The organism is Yoonia maritima, from assembly GCF_043641945.1.
GTDB classification, from domain to species: Bacteria; Pseudomonadota; Alphaproteobacteria; order Rhodobacterales; family Rhodobacteraceae; genus Yoonia; species Yoonia maritima_B.
Genome location: NZ_JBHZRX010000002.1, coordinates 328,067 through 341,951, shown reverse-complemented (window position 1 = coordinate 341,951; position 13,885 = coordinate 328,067). Strand labels below are relative to the sequence as shown.

The 13,885-nt window shown below is 53.7% G+C and carries 16 protein-coding genes; 7 read left to right on the top strand and 9 right to left on the bottom strand.

Translation table 11 applies throughout. From position 1 onward, the window contains the following. Positions 1 to 13: 13 nt before the first annotated feature. The 4 genes from ACHUEV_RS05240 to ACHUEV_RS05225 form a co-directional block, all read right to left on the bottom strand. Positions 14 to 772, bottom strand: a complete 759-nt coding sequence (locus ACHUEV_RS05240) for an ABC transporter ATP-binding protein (RefSeq protein ID WP_106355976.1) — start codon at positions 770 to 772, stop codon at positions 14 to 16. A 12-nt stretch (positions 773 to 784) separates the two neighbouring features. After that, entirely contained in the window at positions 785 to 1,984 is a 1,200-nt protein-coding gene (locus ACHUEV_RS05235) for a branched-chain amino acid ABC transporter permease (RefSeq protein ID WP_394178003.1), read from the bottom strand. 4 nt (positions 1,985 to 1,988) lie between these two features. Continuing rightward, the gene (locus ACHUEV_RS05230) at positions 1,989 to 3,020 is read right to left on the bottom strand and encodes a branched-chain amino acid ABC transporter permease (RefSeq protein ID WP_394178275.1); all 1,032 of its coding nucleotides are present in this window, start codon (positions 3,018 to 3,020) and stop codon (positions 1,989 to 1,991) included. 126 nt (positions 3,021 to 3,146) lie between these two features. Next, positions 3,147 to 4,511: a substrate-binding protein gene (locus ACHUEV_RS05225; protein ID WP_394178002.1), complete on the bottom strand. Its 1,365-nt coding sequence runs from the start codon at positions 4,509 to 4,511 to the stop codon at positions 3,147 to 3,149. 220 nt (positions 4,512 to 4,731) lie between these two features. Here ACHUEV_RS05225 and ACHUEV_RS05220 point away from each other — a divergent pair, with 220 nt between their 5' ends. The 5 genes from ACHUEV_RS05220 to ACHUEV_RS05200 all read left to right on the top strand — a co-directional run bounded on the left by ACHUEV_RS05220 (position 4,732) and on the right by ACHUEV_RS05200 (position 10,533). After that, positions 4,732 to 6,036 carry a helix-turn-helix domain-containing protein gene (locus ACHUEV_RS05220; protein WP_394178001.1) on the top strand — a complete coding sequence of 435 codons (1,305 nt, stop codon included), beginning with the start codon at positions 4,732 to 4,734 and terminating at the stop codon, positions 6,034 to 6,036. Positions 6,037 to 6,117: 81 nt separating this feature from the next. Next, positions 6,118 to 6,486: a response regulator transcription factor gene (locus ACHUEV_RS05215; protein ID WP_394178000.1), complete on the top strand. Its 369-nt coding sequence runs from the start codon at positions 6,118 to 6,120 to the stop codon at positions 6,484 to 6,486. Beyond that, positions 6,483 to 6,758 (top strand): hypothetical protein, encoded by a 276-nt coding sequence (locus tag ACHUEV_RS05210; RefSeq protein ID WP_394177999.1) that lies wholly within the window; start codon positions 6,483 to 6,485, stop codon positions 6,756 to 6,758. The genes ACHUEV_RS05215 and ACHUEV_RS05210 overlap by 4 nt, the downstream gene beginning before the upstream one ends. After that, complete coding sequence (locus ACHUEV_RS05205; protein WP_394177998.1) at positions 6,758 to 9,454, top strand: ATP-binding protein; 2,697 nt, start codon at positions 6,758 to 6,760, stop codon at positions 9,452 to 9,454. Before ACHUEV_RS05210 ends, ACHUEV_RS05205 begins: the two co-directional genes overlap by 1 nt. A 44-nt stretch (positions 9,455 to 9,498) precedes the next feature. Continuing rightward, positions 9,499 to 10,533, top strand: coding sequence for a FliM/FliN family flagellar motor switch protein (locus ACHUEV_RS05200; protein WP_394177997.1), 1,035 nt, complete (start codon positions 9,499 to 9,501; stop codon positions 10,531 to 10,533). An 8-nt stretch (positions 10,534 to 10,541) separates the two neighbouring features. Here the strand turns inward: ACHUEV_RS05200 and ACHUEV_RS05195 are convergent, their stop codons facing one another. Genes ACHUEV_RS05195 through ACHUEV_RS05185 form a run of 3 tightly spaced genes read right to left on the bottom strand, consistent with a single transcriptional unit; the run spans position 10,542 to position 11,834 of the window. Next, the gene (locus ACHUEV_RS05195; RefSeq protein WP_394177996.1) at positions 10,542 to 10,967 is read right to left on the bottom strand and encodes a protein tyrosine phosphatase family protein; all 426 of its coding nucleotides are present in this window, start codon (positions 10,965 to 10,967) and stop codon (positions 10,542 to 10,544) included. A 10-nt stretch (positions 10,968 to 10,977) separates the two neighbouring features. Beyond that, positions 10,978 to 11,409, bottom strand: coding sequence for a DUF6691 family protein (locus tag ACHUEV_RS05190; protein WP_394177995.1), 432 nt, complete (start codon positions 11,407 to 11,409; stop codon positions 10,978 to 10,980). After that, complete coding sequence (locus ACHUEV_RS05185) at positions 11,409 to 11,834, bottom strand: YeeE/YedE family protein (protein WP_394177994.1); 426 nt, start codon at positions 11,832 to 11,834, stop codon at positions 11,409 to 11,411. Before ACHUEV_RS05185 ends, ACHUEV_RS05190 begins: the two co-directional genes overlap by 1 nt. A 219-nt stretch (positions 11,835 to 12,053) precedes the next feature. Here ACHUEV_RS05185 and ACHUEV_RS05180 point away from each other — a divergent pair, with 219 nt between their 5' ends. Next, positions 12,054 to 12,392, top strand: coding sequence for an ArsR/SmtB family transcription factor (locus tag ACHUEV_RS05180; protein ID WP_394177993.1), 339 nt, complete (start codon positions 12,054 to 12,056; stop codon positions 12,390 to 12,392). A 9-nt stretch (positions 12,393 to 12,401) separates the two neighbouring features. On the opposite strand, the gene ACHUEV_RS05175 is transcribed toward ACHUEV_RS05180, so the two are convergent. Beyond that, on the bottom strand, positions 12,402 to 12,617 hold the full coding sequence (locus ACHUEV_RS05175; protein ID WP_394177992.1) for a hypothetical protein: 216 nt from the start codon (positions 12,615 to 12,617) through the stop codon (positions 12,402 to 12,404). Positions 12,618 to 12,727: 110 nt separating this feature from the next. On the opposite strand from ACHUEV_RS05175, the gene ACHUEV_RS05170 reads away from it, so the two are divergent. Next, on the top strand, positions 12,728 to 12,985 hold the full coding sequence (locus tag ACHUEV_RS05170; protein WP_394177991.1) for a DUF2312 domain-containing protein: 258 nt from the start codon (positions 12,728 to 12,730) through the stop codon (positions 12,983 to 12,985). A gap of 3 nt (positions 12,986 to 12,988) precedes the next feature. On the opposite strand, the gene ACHUEV_RS05165 is transcribed toward ACHUEV_RS05170, so the two are convergent. After that, positions 12,989 to 13,870 carry a hypothetical protein gene (locus ACHUEV_RS05165; RefSeq protein WP_394177990.1) on the bottom strand — a complete coding sequence of 294 codons (882 nt, stop codon included), beginning with the start codon at positions 13,868 to 13,870 and terminating at the stop codon, positions 12,989 to 12,991. Between the last annotated feature and the right edge of the window lie 15 nt (positions 13,871 to 13,885).

Here is a 13,885-nt window from a genome sequence, read left to right as displayed (position 1 = left end):
CGCTGGATGAAGGTTAGACCTGTGCTTCGCCAAGGTAGGCTTCGCGCACTTTTGGGTGGCCTTTGATGTTTTCCGGGATGTCTTCGACAAGGGGTGTACCCTGTGCCAACACGGTGATCCGTTCCGCCAATGAGAACACAACGTTCATGTCGTGCTCAATAATGGCCATCGTGATGCCGCGTTTGGTCCGGATCTCTTTGAGCAGGTTGATCGTGTTTTCCGTATCAGCCCGCGCCATGCCTGCTGTTGGCTCATCGAGCAACAGCAGTTTTGGATCCTGCACCAGACACATCGCCATTTCCAAACGACGTTTGTCACCACGTGAAAGGCTGGATGTCAGCATGTCACGCTTTTCAAGCATGTTCACGTCGGCGAGCATTTCTTCGGCCTGTGCCCGAATACCTTTTTCGGACACGATGCTTTCGATCGCGTGCATACGGAATGCACCGTCACGTTTGGCAAAGCAGGGGATCATCACGTTTTCGAACACTGTCAGATCGGTGAAGATTTCGGGTGTTTGGAACACCCGGCTAATCCCCATCTGATTGATCTCATGCGGCTTGCGCCCCAGTACTGACTGCCCGTCAAACATGACCGAACCGCTATCAGGGATCAGTTTGCCAACCAGAACGTTCAGTAGTGTGGATTTACCCGCACCGTTCGGCCCGATGATCGCGTGGACGGTGTTTTCTTCGACGCTTAGGTTCACATCACCTAGCGCTTGCAGGCCACCGAACCGTTTGTTGATGCCTTTTACTTCAAGGATTCCCATATCCGTTTCTCCTTATTCGGCCGGTTTAGTGGCGCCGGGATTGGCGTCATCGGTTTTTTTGCGGCGCAAGGCAGCGAGGATTTTCTGACCACCTTGAACTAGGCCACCTGGCAGGAAGATCACGACAAGCATGAACACAATACCCAGTGTCAGGTGCCAACCCTTACCCACGAATGGGTAGATCAGCGTGACAACAAAGTCTTCGAGCCCATCTGGCAGGAAGCCAAACCATTCGTGCAGAACTTGGCTGTTGATCTTGGAGAAGATGTTTTCAAAGTACTTGATCATACCTGCACCCAAAACTGGGCCAATCAGCGTACCTGCACCACCAAGGATGGTCATCAGAACAACCTCACCTGAAGCCGTCCACTGCATTCGCTCAGCACCAGCCAGCGGATCCATTGAAGCCATCAGACCACCAGCAAGACCCGCGTACATGCCAGAGATGACAAATGCGGCCAGTGTGTAAGGACGTGCGTTCAGACCTGTGTAGCTCATGCGCGTTTGGTTGGATTTAATCGCACGAAGCATCATGCCAAATGGGGACCGGAAGATCCGGATCGCCAGATAAAAGGCAAGCACAAGGATGATCGCAGCGAGGTAGTAACCTGCGTTAAAGGTGAACGACCATGCGCCGACTGCCATTTCGTAAGATGCACGCATCTCAAGTCCGAACAGGGATGGCACAGGGATGTTGCCGCTTGCTGTCTGTGACGCACCCAAGATACGTGGATCATCAAGTGCAAGTTGCAGGCCAGTTTCACCACCGGTGATAGGTGTCAGTACCGAATAGGCCAGCGCGAATGACATTTGCGCAAAGGCAAGTGTCAGGATCGAGAAGTAGATCCCCGAACGGCGCAGCGAGATGAACCCGATCAGCAGCGAGAACAGGCCCGCGATGATGACGCTAAGGATGATTGCTGGCAGCACGTTCATGCTAAGCAGCTTGAACATCCAGACGGCAGAGTATGAACCCACACCCAAGAACGCAGCGTGTCCGAATGACAGGTACCCAGTGAGGCCGAACAGGATGTTAAACCCAATGGCAAAGATACCAAAGATCACAAAGCGTTGCATTAGATCAGGATAGCCTGCGTTGAACTGGGCCATCTCTGACCCCGCAGGAAACGGGTTCAGGATAATTGGTGCGAATAGTGTCAGGCCAATGACAACAAGAAGCAGCCGGAAGTCTTTCTTTTCGAGACCGAGCATTGGCTTATTCCTCCATCACGCCTTTGCGACCCATCAGGCCACGCGGACGTGTTAATAGAATGATAATTGCGACCAGGTAGATGATGACCTGGTTGATTCCTGGCAGGTTGCTGACCGCCCAAGAGGTTGAGGCAAAGCTTTCGAGGATACCCAAGAGGAAGCCTGCAGCGACAGCGCCCGGTAGGGACCCCATGCCGCCCACGACCACAACCACAAAGCTCAGCACCAGAAAGTCCATGCCCATGTGATAGTTTGGTGGATTGATTGGAACGTACATCACCCCAGCAAGACCCGCGACTGCGGCCGCAATGCCGAACATGATGGTGAACCGTTTGTCGATGTCGATGCCCAGCAGGCCCACTGTTTCACGGTCTGCCATGCCTGCACGAACAACCATCCCGAAGGTAGTGAACTGCAAGAAAGCAAAGACAGCGCCAATAACAACAAGCGAGAAGAAGAAATACACCAGACGCCAGTACGGATAGATGATCGCGTTCGGATCAAAGCCAATCAGCACACCAAAGTCGAAGCTTCCTTTAAAGGCGCTTGGGGCAGGGGTGGGGATTGGGTTCGCGCCGTAGTAATACTTGATGATCTCTTGGATAACGATGGCGAGGCCAAAGGTCACAAGGATTTGGTCAGCGTGCGGGCGCTTGTAAAAGTGCTTGATCAAACCGCGCTCCATGATGAAGCCGATTGCGATCATCACAGGAATAGCGAAAAGGATTGAAAGCGGAACTGCCCAGTCGATCATTTTATCGCCAAGCGTGGCGCCAAATATATCGTGAATATAAGGAACTTCGACTTGCATTGGGTTACCCAAAAAGTCGGTCCGTGTTTCATCCACTACTTTGTGGCTGAGCGTAAGAAGTTTGCTGACGGTGACGGCGCAGAACGCGCCCAGCATGAAGAGCGCCCCGTGGGCGAAGTTGACAACGCCAAGCGTTCCAAAGATAAGTGTAAGCCCGAGCGCAATAAGCGCATAAGCCGAACCCTTATCAAGTCCGTTAAGGATTTGCAGAATGAACTGGTCCATGAGGTGACCTCTGATCGGTTTAAGTGTTGGCGGAGTACCAAAAGACATACCGCTGCCCCGCAGGGCGCAGTTTACTGTCGACGTGACAGGCCACCACGTGATGTGGTGACCTGAATTGTTGGTAGATTATGCGCCTGGGTTACAGGTACCCAAAGCACCACCAGCGAACTGTGGGTGATCTGGTGCGTAAGTAACCTGCTCAGCAGGTGTAACTTCAACGATTTCAACGAGGTCGAATTCGTTTTCTGGGTTCTCTTTACCACGCACAACCACAACGTCTTTAAAGCACTGGTGGTCGTCTGCACGGTACAGTGTTGGGCCGTTGCCCAGACCGTCAAACTCAAAGCCTTCAAGAGCTTCAACAACAGCACATGGGTTGAACGAGCCAGCGCGTGTAACAGCATCAGCGTACAGAAGTGTTTGTACGTATGTTGTGTGTGCAGCTTGGCTTGGTGGGAAGCCGTATTTCTCACCGAAGGACTTAACGAAAGCGTTGGTACCGCTGTAACGCGCGCCCAGTTCGTTTTCGAGTTTCCAGTCCCAGTTCTGTGAACCAAGAATACCGGCGATGTTTTCGCCCGCACCGCGAGCCATCAGCTCTGAGTACAGAGGAACAACGATTTCGAACTGCTTGCCATTGGCTTGTGCTTGACGCAGGCCGAACTGGACGGCGTTTGTCAAAGAGTTCACCATGTTCCCGCCGTAGTGGTTCAGAACCAGAACGTCGGCACCAGAGTTCAGAACTGGAGCGATGTAAGATGAGAAGTCAGTCTGTGTCAGCGGTGTTTTCACAGCGTTCACAGTTTCCCAACCCATTGCTTCGGTTGAAGAACGTACAGCTTCTTCGGTTGTGTAACCCCAGTTGTAGTCTGCAGTCAGGTGGTAAGCCTTACGGTCTGTACCGTATTGTGCAGCCAGAACAGGAGCGAGCGCCGCGCCGGACATGTAAGAGTTAAAGAAGTGGCGGAAACCGTTGGCCCGCTTATCTTTGCCTGTTGTGTCGTTCGAGTGGGTCAGACCCGCCATGAAGATCACGCCAGCCTCTTGGCAAAGCGCTTGCACAGCCACAGCCACACCAGACGATGAACCGCCTGTGATCATGATTGCGCCATCTTTTTCGATCATCGAACGCGCAGATGCACGTGCCGCGTCAGACTTTGTCTGCGTGTCACCAGTTACGTATTTAACTTGGCGGCCCAGGATGCCTGTACCGTCTAGCACTTTTGAAGAGAAGGTGTTCAGCATACCGCCGTCACCACCACCGTTCAGGTGCTCAACAGCTAGTTCATATGCACGCAGTTCGTCTGCGCCCTCGTCCGCATATGGGCCTGTCTGTGGAACGTTGAAGCCAAGTGTGACCTCACTGTCGCCTGGAGCGTTGGTGAAACCAGTATGGGCATCCGCACGTAGATATGTCGGAAGCGCAAGGCCGGCACCGGCAATTGCGCCGGTCTTCAACACGCCGCGACGTGAGAAATTCGATTTTGACATTATTTTCCTCCCTAAAGGTTTGTGCCGCTTGATCCCGGGGGATTTCACAGCTTGTACGTGTACGTACCTGTCTATTGTTGAGTGTGAGGAGGCGTTTCAGCAACAACCCATTGGGACAGCTTGCTTAATTTGTAAAAAACTGTACAAACTTAATGCTGGGACTGTAAACCACTTTTCCCGCAAGCGCAGAAAGCGCTTGAAAGCATTAAGGTAATTCTGAATGCCCGTTCGAAGACTGACAGGTTCGCGGATCCGCGAAAAACGATTAGATCAAGGTTTGCGGCAAGCCGCAGTGGCAGAGGCTGTTGGTATCTCTCCTTCCTATCTAAACTTGATCGAACACAATCGTCGCAGAATCGGCGGTAAATTGTTGACTGATCTCGCGCGTGTTCTTGATGTTGATCCAACAATGCTGACAGAGGGCGCGGATAGCGATCTTCTTGATAAAATGCGCAGTGCAGCTGCCGCTTTGAACACCGAGGCTGAAATCGCACGGGCAGAGGAATTCGCCGCCCGCTACCCCGGTTGGAGCGCTTTGATCGTCGCGCAGGCGCGGCGTATTGCCGCCCTGAACGAACATGTCTCAGCGCTGACCGACCGCATCGCACATGATCCACAGCTTGCTAATTCTCTGCATGAGGTGATTTCTGCGGTGACATCTATTCGATCGTCCGCGTCTATCTTGGTCACCCAAGAACAGCTGGACGCCGATTGGCAGCGTCGTTTTCACCAAAACATTCACAAGGACAGCTTACGCCTAGCGGACAGTAGCGAAGCCCTGATTGCCTATCTTGAAGCGCCTGAAACCAAGGTTGAAGTGGCGCAATCCCCGTTTGAGCAGTTCGAAAATGCACTTGCGCAAAGTGACTATCATCTTGCTTCGCTAGAGGCGGGGCAGGCAGATCCAGCTGCTTTGGCAGAGGAACTTGGGCTTTCTGGACCGGCAGTTCAGCTATTTGTCAATTACGCACAGCAGTACCAAAAAGACGTAGCCGTTCTTCCGCTAAAGGAGTTTACCGAAGCATGTGCTGCGGTGGATTACGATCCTTCGCAATTGGCGCGTCAATTCAATGCAGATTTCCCAACAGTCTTGCGCCGCCTTGCCAGTTTGCCAGCAAACGCAGGTCATCCGCGTATGGGGCTAGCGACGTGTGACGTATCAGGGGCGCTAACATTTCTAAAACCTGTTCCGGGGTTCACCTATTCGCGCACAAACGGGGCATGTCCACTTTGGCCAATATTTAGTGCGCTAAGTAGGCCGACCCAACCAATCCGCGCCGAGGTGGCGCTGCCAGACGCGACGCATACACGGTTTTTGTGTTACGCGATGGCGATGCCCGTCGGGGCACATCAGTTTGACGTTGTGCCAGTGCTGCAAAGTACAATGTTAGTGGTTGCCGATCCGCCAGAAGGGGCGGGGGCTGCTATCCCTGTGGGGGGCTCATGCCGCATTTGCCCACGTTCTGATTGTACAAGCCGCCGCGAGCCTGCAATTATCGGTTTAGCAGCCGCATCGGGTCTTTGACTTCGGACCCAATTGCCACGATAGTCCGCGCCAGGGAGGCTGCCCTTGCGGGGGCAGTAAGACAATTGGGGAGGCGATGAGATGGGCAAACGTGTCCTTCTGATCGAAGATGAGCCGAACATTCTTGAGGCGATCAGTTTTATTTTGTCCCGCGATGGCTGGACAGTTCACACCCATGAAGATGGGGAAACAGCAATGCAAAAGGTGGTTGGGTTCCCACCAGATATGATCATTTTGGATGTCATGCTTCCGGGACGAAGCGGTTTTGATATCCTGCGTGATCTGCGTGGAACCGACACGACCAAAGACATACCTGTGATGATGCTAACCGCGCGTGGCCAAGAGAAAGACCGCGAACTGGCGCTGCGCCTTGGGGCGAATCATTTCATGACAAAACCGTTCTCGAACGCGGAAGTGCGCGACCACGTGCGTACCCTGATGGAGGCATGAGTCTCGGCCCGAAGTCCAAGATTTTTCTTGAACAGGCGGGCTATCGTCAGCGCCGATTGCGTGATGCCGTCAGGTTGCTGCCAGTTCTTGGGATAGTTTTACTTTCGATACCGCTACTATGGCCGGACGAAGATCCCGAGATGACTTATAGTTCGGGCGCGCTGGTCTATATCTTTGCGGTGTGGGTGCTGCTAATTTTGCTTTCGGCATTCATGTCGCGGATGATGCGGGCCGACAGTGATGAACCGGGTGCCGGTGGTCCGCCGTCCTGATGCTTAGCTTTAACCTCGTCATTACAATTTCGCTTTGCTACGTCGCCTTCCTTTTCATGGTCGCCTTCATGGCAGAGCGTCGCGCGACGATGGGGAATGCGACATGGCTGTATTCGCCGGTTATCTATACGCTGTCACTTAGTATCTATTGTACCGCTTGGACGTTTTACGGTGCCGTCGGCTATGCCGCGCGGTCGGGGCTGGAGTTCGCGACAATCTATCTTGGGCCGACATTGGTGATGATCGGCTGGTGGTGGATTTTGCGAAAACTGGTCCGCATTGGTCGGGCGCAGCGTATTACGTCTATCGCCGATCTTGTTTCGTCGCGGTTCGGTAAATCAACTGCATTGGGTATGATCGTCACACTGATTTCTGTTGTTGCCGCAACTCCTTACATTGCGTTGCAGTTGCAGTCCGTGACCTTATCATTTGCGGTGTTTGCGCAAAGTAATGGCCAGGTCTGGCATCGTGCAGACCTGAACGCGACGGCGATGTGGGTGGCGATGGGGCTGGTGGTCTTTACCGTACTTTTTGGCACCCGGAACCTAGATGCGAACGAACGTCACCATGGCATCGTAATGGCGATTGCAGTCGAAGCTGTCGTGAAACTTGTCGCGCTTTTGGCGGTTGGGGTCTTTGTTGTTTGGGGGATCGCAGGCGGCCCAACTGAAATGCTGACCCGGATTGATGAATCGCCGATCACGCTTTGGGATCACAACGGTGGCCGATGGATTAGTCTGTTATTCTTGTCAGCCGCCGCATTCATTTGTCTGCCGCGCATGTTTCAGGTGCTGGTCGTCGAAAATGCGGACGAACGTCACCTCGCCATCGCGAGCTGGGCGTTCCCCGCGTATCTCTTGCTCATGAGCCTGTTTGTGGTGCCGATCGCAGTGATCGGGCTTGATTTGCTGCCGACGGGCAGCAACCCCGATTTGTTCGTGCTGACCGTACCGCTGCATCAGGGTAGGGATGGCCTAGCGATGCTTTCATTCCTTGGCGGGTTTTCTTCTGCGACTTCAATGGTGATGGTCGCGACGATTGCTCTGGCCACAATGGTATCCAACCACATTGTCGTGCCAATCTGGCTTTCTTTGCGGCCAAATCAGCAGGCCGTCATGTCTGGCGATATTCGTCATGTCATCCTTTTGGCGCGCCGGCTTTCCATAGCAGGCGTGCTATTCCTAGGCTTTATCTATTATCGCTTGTCTGGCGGGGGGACTGCGCTGGCGGCGATTGGCCTTGTGTCTTTCTCTGGCGCTGTACAGATCCTGCCAGCGATGCTGGGCGGGATATTTTGGCGCGGATCAACACGGATCGGTGCAGCGGCTGGTCTGACTGTCGGCTTGATAGTCTGGCTTTGGACGCTGTTCTTTCCAAGCTTCGGAACTGATGCGCTGATTGGTCAGTCGGTTTTGGATAACGGGCCATTTGGGCTTGCGTGGCTGCGACCGCAGGCCCTGTTCGGGATCACAGGCTTGGATCCTTTGGTGCACGGTATTTTGTGGTCGATGCTGCTGAACACAGCGACATTTCTTGTTGGGTCGCTCGTCAGCTTTCCGACCCCACTTGAACGGTTGCAAGGTGCCCAGTTTGTTAATGTATTCGAACATTCGGCAGCAGCCCCAGCTTGGACAAATGCAGCTGCAGGCGCCGAAGACCTATTGATTATGGCGCAGCGCATCATGGGGAGCACCGATGCGCAGGCTATTTTTGAACGCGAAGCGACGCGGCAGGGCAAGAAAGGCTATCTGCCCGAAGTGACCCCGGCGTTCTTAGAGCTGCTAGAGCGAGAATTGGCAGGGTCTGTGGGGGCTGCGACGGCCCACGCCATGGTCGGCCAGCTGATTGGTGGTAGCGGCGTGTCGGTCGAAGACCTGATCGCGGTGGCTGATGAAGCGGCGCAAATCTTGGAATACTCCAACCGACTAGAAGCAAAATCGGCAGAGCAAGAACAAACCGCCCGTGCTTTGCGCGAGGCAAACGCGAAGCTAACGGCGCTTTCGATCCAGAAAGACGCGTTTCTTAGCCAAATCAGCCACGAATTGCGTACGCCAATGACGTCGATCCGGTCGTTTTCTGACATTCTGCGCGATGGCGAAATGACGGATGATGACCAAAAACGCTATTCAGGCATTATCCATGACGAGGCTATTCGCCTGACCCGCCTGCTAGATGACCTTTTGGATTTGTCAGTTCTTGAGAACGGTCAAGTCATGCTGAATGAACAAAGTGGCAGTCTATCCGCGCTATTGGATCGCGCGATTGGGGCCGCGGGGCTGCTAAACAGTGAGTTGAAAATTGTGCGTACGCCCGAAGTTTCCCAAGTGACGATCACTACCGATTTGGATCGTCTGGTGCAGGTTTTCATCAACCTGATAGCGAATGCACGCAAGTATTGCGACGCACGCCATCCACGTTTGAAAATCTCGGTGCATGACCGGGGTTCTCACTACTACATCGATTTTGTGGACAATGGCAGCGGGATTGCTGCAGACAATCAGCAGCTAATCTTTGAGAAATTCTCACGAGTTGCCGATGGTTCCAAAGCGGGAGGGGCAGGGCTTGGGCTTGCTATTTGTCGTGAAATCATGCGCCGCCTTGGGGGCGATATCACCTATCTGCCGGGGCAATATGGCACAGCGTTTCGTTTGCGGTTGCCTAAGAAGAAACTGCCGTCCGCGTTAGGACAACCGTAACCAATCTGCGATTAACTATGCGTCGGACTACCTGTGGCGGGCGCATGACGAACAGCAAACATTCATCGATTCTGCGTCGCAAGGCGGGACAAAATGATCAGACAGCGGCGGATAGCCCGCTGACTTCGTCACGCGCGGTGCGTTTGGTGCTTGCTAAATCTGCCAGTGATTCAGTGGGGTTAAGCCTGACTGTTAACAGCGTCATCGAAGACATCGTTTCGATTGATGATTTGCTGGATCAGCTGGACGAGGGGCTGATGCTGGTTGGATTAAAGCGTGCGGGCAAGGTGGTTGGGCTAGTCGCGCTTGATATTCAAATGCGTTCTGCAGTTGTTGAAATCCAAACCATGGGGCGGCTGGTCGCGCGGCAGGCGGCAGACCGACCGCCAACAGCCACCGACAAAGCGATGTGCGAACCAGTTCTTTCTGCATTGTTGGGCGCGCTGCCTGCGGCGGTTACCGGTACTGACTTTGACGGATGGGTTGATGGCCTTTCGCTTGGTGGCATGATCGAAAGCACGCGGGCGGCAGGACTTACCTTGGATGACTGCAGTTATCGCACACTTCGCATGACAGTCGATTTGGGCGTTGCTGATCGTGAGGCATATTTGGTGATGGCTCTGCCTGTCGTAACCGCCGAAGAAGATGTGTTACCCGAGCCGAAGCAACCAGTTGATTGGGCTACGGCATTACACGGCACCGTTAGCGCCGCGCCTGCGACGCTCGATGCGGTCTTGCATCGCTTTAAGATATCAATCGGGCGGGCGCAGTCGCTTAAGGTCGGGCAGCTCATTCCGCTTCCGGGATGTACGGTTAACTCTGTACGCTTAACCGCGCCCGGTGGTCGTGCTGTGGCCAGTGCAAAGTTGGGGCAGGCGGGCGGGATGCGTGCGCTTCGGATTGAAGATGATGCCGCGCCACAGCTGTCGGACCTCGGCGGCAAGGCAAATGCGACTACTGTCGCGCTTGGAGTGCGCGTAGATCAGGACGCCCTGAATACAAAAGCAGCGGGCAATTTGCCCGCTGCTGAAAATGATCTTCAGCCAGCCGAATTAACGACCGAATGCCCGTCAATATAGAACTGTGCTCAGTTGCCTGCCAGCGCGTCTAGTTGCCCGCGCATTCCGGCCAGATCATAACCTGCCGCGGCTGTTGCTGCGATGATCTCGTCTGTAGGCAAATCGCCGGCTTGTCCCAAAGACCAAACGATGGATGATCTGGTTCCAGAGGCACAGTAAGCTAGTGTAGGGCCCGCAGACGCATCGATAGCGTCATTCTGCACCTTAACCATTTCCATGTTTAAACCCTGATGTGTCACCGGGTTAAGAATGAACTCAATGCCTGCCGCCGTGGCTGCCGCTTCGATTGCGGCAGCGCTATGGCTGGGTGGCACTTCGGCATCGGGACGGTTGCAGATGATGGTCTTGAACCCGGCCGCAGCAATGGCCGGGATATCTTCGACATCGATTTGAGGCGTGACCGAGTAGGTCGGGCTGATTTGTCTAATATCCATGGTGGCCCTTTTAGCTGGAGCTAGCCATTTGGTCTAGACGTGTCCGCACCCAAGGTGCGCCCAGCATCCCGGCAAACATAGCGAGCACAAAGACGATGCCGCCACTGCCACCAAAGCTAAGCGAAGCAATCGCTGGACCCGGGCACAAACCTGCCAAGCCCCAACCCATGCCAAACAGTGTTGAGCCGATCACGAGGTTCCGGCCAATCTGTGGCGCAGGGGGTGTTGGAAAGCTATCTGCAAACACAGGCTTGCGCACTTTGGTCAGTTGCCAAGCGATGGCCATCGGAATGATCGCCCCGCCCATAACGAAGGCAAGTGTCGGATCCCAAGCCCCGAAGATATCCAACCAGCCTTGTACCTTGTTGGTGTTCGTCATACCGGAGATTAGCAGGCCGATCCCAAAAAGAGACCCGACAACGAATGATACTACATTGCGCATTAGATTACCCCCAATACGTGCTTAAAGATGACGACAGTCAGACCGCCAGCAACAATGTAAAAACCGGTTGCAACGATGCCGCGTAATGACAGTCGTGAAATACCGCAGACGCCGTGCCCAGATGTACACCCGTTTGCTAGCCGCGTGCCGACACCAACCAATAGACCCGCAGCGATGATAACGGCGTAGTTACCTGTTAGGTTCGTTTCTGAACCGCCCATAACCAAAGCGCCAATCGCAGGGGCCAAGAATAGGCCAGCGATCAATAATGCGCGCTCTGCCCAATCGCTGCGGCCGCTGCCATCAATTAATCCGCCGATGATTCCAGACGCACCCATGATCCGCGCGTTGAATAAAAGGAATATGGCTGCTGCCAATCCGATAATTCCGCCTCCGATAAGGCCGTAAATCCAGTCTGTTTGCATGGTCTTCCTGCACTTTCTAAAGCTGTGTGAACCAGCCCCATGATATTGTTTCTTAGTTCCGTACGGGTGACGCCGATCAAAAAACACTATAAAAGTGCGATCGCGAAAAAAGGCCTTTACATCGGGCACCAATACGATTCTTTTCCGCCGCTCAAGATAGAGGCTAATAAAAACATTTCAATATTGGAATGTATAAAAGTTGATGATAGAGTTTTTGGTATGACTGAGACTGTGAAAATTATGACCGAAACTGTTGAAACATTGGCTGACCCAATGGATGCCGCTGCTGCAGATGCTGCGGAGTTGCTGAAGGCGCTGTCAAACCCAGGTCGACTGCGCATTCTATGTGCGCTGGTCCCAGGAGAGGTGACCGTCGGAGAACTAGAGACGATGTTGGGCGCAAGCCAGTCTTATGTGTCTGGTCAATTGCTTCGTTTGCGTAACGAAGGGCTGGTTGCGTGTGAACGTGACGGGCGCAGCATGCGCTATCGTCTTTCAGACCCGCGCGTGCGCCCAATCCTTGAGCGCATCTACGAGATTTTCTGCCCAGAGCAGTAAGTGTTTGGCTTAGCCCAGCATTACGCCAACAACGACGGCCATCAATCCAATCATTGAAACAAGCAGCGCGCCCAAATTGATTGGTAGCACTTTAGCCAAACGTGCGCGCATTTCTTCGTCGGGCAGGTTGGCGCGTTTCGCTTTGGTCACTGTGACAATGCTATATGCAATGCCTGCCAGCCCGATCACTGAAAGTACTGCACCGATCCAAACGACGATATCCATAGCGGGTCTCCTAAAGTTGTGACCGCCTAACCCGACGATGCGTTCCATGCAAGGGTTGCAGCGATCCGGGTCTAAGGCTAGGGAAAGATAAGCCTGTCAGGAGAGCATTTATGAACGATTCAGTCACAGACACAGTGTCCAATGTTGCCGGCGAAGAGCTGCGCCAATTTATCGAGCGTTATGAGCGTCTTGAGGCCGAAAAGAAAGATATCGCTGAAGGTCAGAAAGAAGTGATGGCCGAAGCTAAGGGGCGTGGGTACGACACTAAGGTTCTGCGGAAAATAGTGGCTATCCGTAAGCGTGACGCAAATGACCTGGCCGAAGAAGAGGCCGTGATGGACATGTATATGTCCGCAATGGGCATGTAAGCCTTACGAGAACGGCAAAATTAATGTGACGCCCTCCATCGCCGCTATCTCGGCGATGTCGGCGTCATAATCTTCGGTCATATGGGCGACGCTTTCTTCGTCGGTTTCAAAAAGACTGATTTCTTCTTCATCAGCACCTTCTATCGCGTGCTCCGCCCAAAAATCGGCGATAATCGTTTGGCGGGCAATCGTGTCGCGTGTCGGATCGCGATCAAGCTCTTTGCGTAGCTGTTCAATCCCACCCTGATCCATCAAGCCAGTCAGCGGTGCAAGTTCGTCCGCAATCGGTGTGTTCTCAGGTAGTCCCATGAAATGCCGGATTAGCTGCGGCCAAATCAGTGGCGCGTCTTCAGTACACCAGATGACCAGCTCAGAATCAGGGGCGCCGGCATGGATGCGCCGGACAGCATCAGCCCAGTTGATATCCTCTGGCTGCGATATCCCGAGGAATTCTCCGATTGGTTTGGATTTAGGTCTGCTGAGGGCATCCTGTAGAAAGGTGGCGGGATGGCTAATGCTGAAGTACAGGCTTAGCTCATCGTCGGGGAACAACCTTCTGAGCGCACGTGTTTTTGATTCTGCCTGCGGGTAAAACACACCATGTTCAAAAATCCGATTGGCTACACTGATAAAGTTGCCATTCGCCAACAAAAGGCGCTGCACATCGTCGTCGTCTATAATGCTGTCCAATAGAATGTCGCGTGTGCCGGCGGCGGGCGGCGCGCCGTCCAGCCCCTGAATCGTAGTACGAATCAAGGAACGGTAGTTTCCCGGGCCCGGTGCGGCGATCCGGTTCTGGACCAGCAAATCTGCATTTCTTAGCGTCGATTTCAGCAACCGGTCTTCGTCGTTGCCATGTGCGCCAATATGATAGGCAATTTGCATAGGGTGAACCCTTTC

Bases quoted from the DNA above. Each gene is read 5' to 3' on its own strand.
- ACHUEV_RS05235 (WP_394178003.1), bottom strand. From the start codon at position 1,984: ATGCTCGGTCTCGAAAAGAAAGACTTCCGGCTGCTTCTTGTTGTCATT.
- ACHUEV_RS05225 (WP_394178002.1), bottom strand. From the start codon at position 4,511: ATGTCAAAATCGAATTTCTCACGTCGCGGCGTGTTGAAGACCGGCGCA.
- ACHUEV_RS05175 (WP_394177992.1), bottom strand. From the start codon at position 12,617: ATGGATATCGTCGTTTGGATCGGTGCAGTACTTTCAGTGATCGGGCTG.
- ACHUEV_RS05165 (WP_394177990.1), bottom strand. From the start codon at position 13,870: ATGCAAATTGCCTATCATATTGGCGCACATGGCAACGACGAAGACCGG.
- ACHUEV_RS05210 (WP_394177999.1), top strand. From the start codon at position 6,483: ATGAGTCTCGGCCCGAAGTCCAAGATTTTTCTTGAACAGGCGGGCTAT.
- ACHUEV_RS05215 (WP_394178000.1), top strand. From the start codon at position 6,118: ATGGGCAAACGTGTCCTTCTGATCGAAGATGAGCCGAACATTCTTGAG.
- ACHUEV_RS05180 (WP_394177993.1), top strand. From the start codon at position 12,054: ATGACTGAGACTGTGAAAATTATGACCGAAACTGTTGAAACATTGGCT.
- ACHUEV_RS05185 (WP_394177994.1), bottom strand. From the start codon at position 11,834: ATGCAAACAGACTGGATTTACGGCCTTATCGGAGGCGGAATTATCGGA.
- ACHUEV_RS05230 (WP_394178275.1), bottom strand. From the start codon at position 3,020: ATGGACCAGTTCATTCTGCAAATCCTTAACGGACTTGATAAGGGTTCG.
- ACHUEV_RS05205 (WP_394177998.1), top strand. From the start codon at position 6,758: ATGCTTAGCTTTAACCTCGTCATTACAATTTCGCTTTGCTACGTCGCC.
- ACHUEV_RS05240 (WP_106355976.1), bottom strand. From the start codon at position 772: ATGGGAATCCTTGAAGTAAAAGGCATCAACAAACGGTTCGGTGGCCTG.
- ACHUEV_RS05170 (WP_394177991.1), top strand. From the start codon at position 12,728: ATGAACGATTCAGTCACAGACACAGTGTCCAATGTTGCCGGCGAAGAG.
- ACHUEV_RS05200 (WP_394177997.1), top strand. From the start codon at position 9,499: ATGACGAACAGCAAACATTCATCGATTCTGCGTCGCAAGGCGGGACAA.
- ACHUEV_RS05190 (WP_394177995.1), bottom strand. From the start codon at position 11,409: ATGCGCAATGTAGTATCATTCGTTGTCGGGTCTCTTTTTGGGATCGGC.
- ACHUEV_RS05195 (WP_394177996.1), bottom strand. From the start codon at position 10,967: ATGGATATTAGACAAATCAGCCCGACCTACTCGGTCACGCCTCAAATC.
- ACHUEV_RS05220 (WP_394178001.1), top strand. From the start codon at position 4,732: ATGCCCGTTCGAAGACTGACAGGTTCGCGGATCCGCGAAAAACGATTA.